This window comes from Neisseria sp. Marseille-Q1983 (assembly GCF_018224585.1).
Taxonomy (GTDB): Bacteria; Pseudomonadota; Gammaproteobacteria; order Burkholderiales; family Neisseriaceae; genus Neisseria; species Neisseria polysaccharea.
Map to the genome: position 1 here is coordinate 1,438 of NZ_JAGTUI010000063.1, position 4,761 is coordinate 6,198.

The window sequence follows — 4,761 nt, forward strand, 5'->3', positions numbered from 1 at the left end:
AAATCAGGGCGGCAGACGATTTTATTATAAGTGTAGCTGTAAGAGTAATTCATCATTTCGGCGATGTCGGCGGTATCGATCAGAATAGCCGAATCTTCGGTGAGTCCGGCCAGCCTGCCGCGCTGCTGATTATTATGCAGCTCCTGCACCATTGTTAGGATGGTTTTAATCTCGTTCATTTTTTACCTCTGGTTCCGCCACGCGGGTTATTGGATATCAATCAAAACTGGTTCTTTGCCTGTTATCTGCCGCATTTCGCGTTTAAGGATGGCTAGGCAAATAAGGCCTGCGTTCTGGGCGATACTGCCGCCGTCTTCGCCATCTTTCGGCATCGGTTCGTCGGAGGTCAGCTTGATAAACAGGCCGTCCGGTTGGTCGCTGATGAGGATGCTTACTGTTGCCATCGTTTAATTTTCCCTTTCGATATAGTCGTGTAAAAGGTTGAACGCGGTTGCCATTACGATTGGGTCTTGTCCGTTGCCAACGGCTTTAAGCCGCTGCTGCCAATCGGGAAATTCATCATCCACTCCGCAAAAGAGGGGGTTAGGTATATCGGGTCGGCAGAGGATGTCCTCAAACCTTCTGATGCTTTCGCTCCGCGATATTCCGGGCTGCCCCTGTATCTCGCCCGTCCTGACCCTTTGTATTCGTTCGCGCCGATGGTCGGAATCCTGACGGGCGGCGTAAATCCACACGCGTTCTCGTTTGTGGATGTTTCCGCAGTCAGCACTTCCAAGCACCAATGGGGGTTTGGGTCGATAGCCGAGCCTGTCGAGCGTGCGGTAAATTTCGATAACGGCCGGGCTGGTGAGGAGGCCGGGGACGTTTTCAAAAAAACAGATTCGCGGTTGTACAACCTCAATCGTTTTGACAATTTCAGCGAACAGGTAGCGTTCGTCGTCTGTGCCCTTGCGTTTGCCAGCCAGGCTGAAAGGCTGGCAGGGGAATCCGCCTGTGAGCACGTCGATGGTGCCGGCATATTCGGCGGCGTGGTGCCGGTTAAATTCTGTGATGTCTCCATAAATATTTCCTTGGTTAAACCAGCCGTCTGCAATACGCTGGCGGATGACTGCTCGGCAGTATTCGTCTTTTTCAATGTAGGCGGCCGTTTCCCAGCCAAGTATCAGCGAGCCGTAGATGCCGCCGCCTATACCGCTGAACAGAGATAGTTCGCGCATTTTCAGACGGCCTCTTTCATAAACGCGAACCAATGCGTTCTGCCGTGGCGGCCGGTGGGATGCCCGAATAGGGGTTTGTTCGGGGTAAGTGCCAAAATCTGCGGAACTTTGATTTGGTCTTCGTTCCACTTAAAAATCAGCACGCCATTGGGTTTTAATACGCGGAAACATTCCGCGAAGCCTTTGCTGAGGTCGTCGCACCAGTCTTGAGTAAGCTGGCCGTATTTTTTGGCCAACCATGATTTTTTTCCGGCTCGTACAAGGTGCGGCGGGTCGAAAACCACCAAATTAAAGCTGTCGTCGGCAAATGGCAGTGCGGTAAAGTCTAGCCGCACGTCAGGGTGGATTTCGAGGTGGCGCAGATTGCCACGGTCTTTCAGATAGTGGCTTTCGGTGCGCAGGTCGCCAAACAGGCAACGTTGGTCTTGCTTGTCAAAATACATCATGCGACTACCACAACATGGATCCAGTACTTTCATTTTTATTCCACCCAAAATCATGATTACGGCTATTAAGCCTTTAATAAATTTTCCTGTTTCATTAATCCGATCAGGTTCGCCGCCCGCTTAAAATGTTTCGTCCAATTAAAGCAGCTGAAGCCCGTGCCGTTGTCGCAATGTCGGATGATGTCTTCTGAGTCTTTTACGGCTTGAATCAACGCACCGCCTTTGTTTGCTGTAAGCATTTTCATCATAGGCTGTCGTACGTCGCTTATTCGCTGGGGACGCACGGGATTCAGCGGCTTGCCGTACATCGCCGAAAGCTCCTTGTCCGCTTGAATGCCCACATCGTAAAGCAGGTTTGCGGCGTGTAGTATTCGGTCTGTAAATTCCGCGTATGGCATTTTCAGGCGGCGGGCTTGTGCGCGTGAATCCGCGCCGCTGATGACTTTGTCAACCGCCGAAATCAAACCGCCGTCAAGTTCTAAAAACGTCATGGCTTTCTTGGCAACTCGGACGGCCAATGAGTATGTCGATACTTCGGCGATTAGTCGTGCTGGCGCGTCTTTCAAAAACGCTTCATACGCGGCGAACAGATTTTGCAATGGACGTAACACGAGTTGCCGCTGATTCGGGCTCAAATTGTCAAAATCCTTAGTCCATTGCGCGACCGCTTGCGATGCTTCACGGCAGGCAAACTCCACGCTTTTCTCATTCGCGGGGTCGTCTGTGTTGCAGTACAAGCCCAAGCGTTGCACCTGTTTGATGATATGCTCGGCGAAGTTGATTAGCTCCTGATTGCAGGCGTAGCGCATATCTTGCAAGGACAGCCACATCATAATGCTGCATGTCAGGGCTTCGTCTTCTGATACCTTTGCGCCTGACAACATCTCGGCGATGTTTTCTTTTTGCGCTTTTGATGAAGTGGATAGACGGTTTCGGTCAACGTTTTTGACTGTTCCCGCGCGTTTCAGGGCGCGTTCTTGCTGAGTTGATTTCTTCGCCGCTTTCTTAGCAGCAAGTATTTGGCTTGCCGTCGGTTTTGTTGCTACTGTTTGCATTTGTTTTCTCGATTAATTTCCGCTTCTCAACGGCTCGGGCGTTTGGCTGCCGGATTGTGTTAATTGCCTGTCGTTAAGCGCATTGCCGCGTCTATCGCATCACGCATACTGTCAAGATGCTGCTCCACGCACTCGGTGGGTAGGATGACGCTGCCTATTTTGTTGTGCTTGTCTGACAGCCAATCAAGGCGAACGGTGTCAGGGTGTGGGACGATTTCAAACTCGTAATTATCATAAAAACCGGACACCGAGTTACCCTCAAAAAAAATCAAAACTGATTGAAAACTTATACCAGCTACAACTCCGACCGCGCCGTCTGACTTTCTCTTCACGCGGTCGCCGAATTTGAATTTATGAGTCATTTTTTATTCCTTAAAATGGGGGGTTTATTTAATCTGCAAATTCTGACGCTCTTCAATCTTCGCGCCTGCTACTTCCTGACCGCTTTCAATCGCTTTTCTGATGGCGGTTTTGTCCGGTTCGATTTCGACGGTCTCACGCATAAATTCGGCAGGGATTTGTGCTTCGTCTAAAATCTCGACGGCTTTGGATTTTCTGAACGAGGCTTTAAAAGTGCCGTCATCTGCTTTGATTTCGGTAATACCCGCCGATTGCATATTGCGCGCCAAGTAGTCTTTCAGGCTTTGATTCCGCGCTTTTGCCGCCTTGAGCTTCCCGGTCATCTGCTTGATGTGTTCATCAAGCATTTTTTCCGTGATTTCTTGGTTTTTAATATAAGCAATAACGGATTGGGCTTTGACCTCGAACTGTCCGATAACGGCTTCCAACGTGTCTTCGCGCTCGGTTTCGCTGTCAAAGTAGTAATCAAGTGCCGCCTGTACGTCTGCTGCGCATTGGTAGAGTGTGATGGCGGTCATTTTTTATTTCCTTTCTCTGTTGCCGTCTGAAACAGTAGTCACTTTTCAGTTTGCAACTGCTTCAGACGGCGTTTGTTTGCGATTTTCCGTCCGGTTTTACGCCCTGACGGTGGGCTTAATTAAAAGGGATGTCGTCCTCGATGTCTTCAACAGGCGCGGCATTGCCTTGCGGATATTCCGGCTGCCCTTCCGCCGCTTGAGCCTGTTTCTCCGGTGGTGCCGGTGGTTGGTAGCCGTTTACGGCTTCGGCATATTCCGGGCTTTTTGCAATCTGTTCTTTCAGTTTCTCGTGCAGAAGGTCGTAATTTGCCCAATCGGGGTTTGACAAATCGAAGGCAAAAACGGCGTTGTCTGGATGTTTCGGGGTGTAGCTCTTCATCTTGTTGCTGATGGCGGAAATGTTGGCATAGGTGGTTTTGCCGTCGCTGCTTTCTTGATGTGCGATACTCAACAGGCAGGGCTTGCCCAAAATATTGCGTAAATCAAAGTTGTCGCGTTCTTCCGGTGTAAAGTCCCTTCCGCGCCAGCTTTTGAGGTCTATTGCCAGTTGGCTTTTGCTGTGCAGGCTGGCGGTGTATCGGCGGCTGATAAGGTAGGGTCTGCCGTCCGACATCAGCATTTCCGGATCGCCTTCGGGGTCGATTTCCCACTGCACTAAAATTTTGTGCTGCTGCTTCTGTTCGTTTTGGTACTCAACGAGCTGCGTACCCAAATCGATGATGCGGATGCAGGTGGCGTGATGGCTGCCTGCGGGGCAGGGTTTGAAATTGCTTTCGTCTTTCGCACTTAAAATCAATGACATTTTCGGTCTCCTGTTAAAGGTCGTTTCGTCTATCGGTCTCGCGCTGTTTTATGCCTTGCGCGGCGGCGTTATCTGATAATGCTTTTAATGTGGTCTTCTGCCTGTTTTTCGGTCATCCGCCGTGTTTCGGCGGTTTCTGCGTATAGGCTTTGCCAGTATTTGATTTCTTCAGGGCTTGGTCTGTACGGCTCTATTTCTCTGCTGCCGTTATAAGCGGTTTCGGGATGGAAGCTCATTCTTTACCCTCCGGCACTTCTGCATCGCCGTGTACCCATCGGTAATCGACTTCCTCTTCCGCATTCAGATGCCGCTCTTCCAGCCAAACCTGCGCGCTCAATTCGTCAACTTCCGCCTGCTTTTGAGCCAACGCCATACGCATTGCCGCAATATCGGCGGGCTTTT

At 50.5% G+C, this 4,761-nt stretch carries 9 protein-coding genes; all 9 read right to left on the reverse strand.

The genetic code is table 11. The features are described 5' to 3' along the window. Positions 1 to 206: 206 nt before the first annotated feature. Entirely contained in the window at positions 207 to 404 is a 198-nt protein-coding gene (locus KEM39_RS10390) for a hypothetical protein (RefSeq protein WP_211709981.1), read from the reverse strand. A 3-nt stretch (positions 405 to 407) separates the two neighbouring features. Then, positions 408 to 1,178, reverse strand: a complete 771-nt coding sequence (locus KEM39_RS10395; RefSeq protein WP_211709982.1) for a DNA (cytosine-5-)-methyltransferase — start codon at positions 1,176 to 1,178, stop codon at positions 408 to 410. Positions 1,179 to 1,180: 2 nt separating this feature from the next. Further along, positions 1,181 to 1,657 carry a class I SAM-dependent methyltransferase gene (locus KEM39_RS10400; protein WP_249182732.1) on the reverse strand — a complete coding sequence of 159 codons (477 nt, stop codon included), beginning with the start codon at positions 1,655 to 1,657 and terminating at the stop codon, positions 1,181 to 1,183. Positions 1,658 to 1,689: 32 nt separating this feature from the next. Next, the gene (locus KEM39_RS10405; protein ID WP_211709983.1) at positions 1,690 to 2,679 is read right to left on the reverse strand and encodes a hypothetical protein; all 990 of its coding nucleotides are present in this window, start codon (positions 2,677 to 2,679) and stop codon (positions 1,690 to 1,692) included. A 59-nt stretch (positions 2,680 to 2,738) separates the two neighbouring features. Further along, positions 2,739 to 3,041, reverse strand: coding sequence for a hypothetical protein (locus KEM39_RS10410; RefSeq protein ID WP_211709984.1), 303 nt, complete (start codon positions 3,039 to 3,041; stop codon positions 2,739 to 2,741). Positions 3,042 to 3,065: 24 nt separating this feature from the next. Further along, positions 3,066 to 3,557 carry a siphovirus Gp157 family protein gene (locus tag KEM39_RS10415; protein ID WP_211709985.1) on the reverse strand — a complete coding sequence of 164 codons (492 nt, stop codon included), beginning with the start codon at positions 3,555 to 3,557 and terminating at the stop codon, positions 3,066 to 3,068. Positions 3,558 to 3,672: 115 nt separating this feature from the next. Then, a complete protein-coding gene (locus KEM39_RS10420) occupies positions 3,673 to 4,359 on the reverse strand; it encodes a phage replication initiation protein, NGO0469 family (protein ID WP_211709986.1) in 687 nt (228 codons plus the stop codon). 68 nt (positions 4,360 to 4,427) lie between these two features. Next, positions 4,428 to 4,595, reverse strand: a complete 168-nt coding sequence (locus tag KEM39_RS10425) for a hypothetical protein (RefSeq protein ID WP_118780297.1) — start codon at positions 4,593 to 4,595, stop codon at positions 4,428 to 4,430. Beyond that, on the reverse strand, positions 4,592 to 4,761 hold a 170-nt coding region (locus tag KEM39_RS12110), incomplete at its 5' end, for an NGO1622 family putative holin (protein WP_418030206.1). The genes KEM39_RS12110 and KEM39_RS10425, both read right to left, overlap by 4 nt.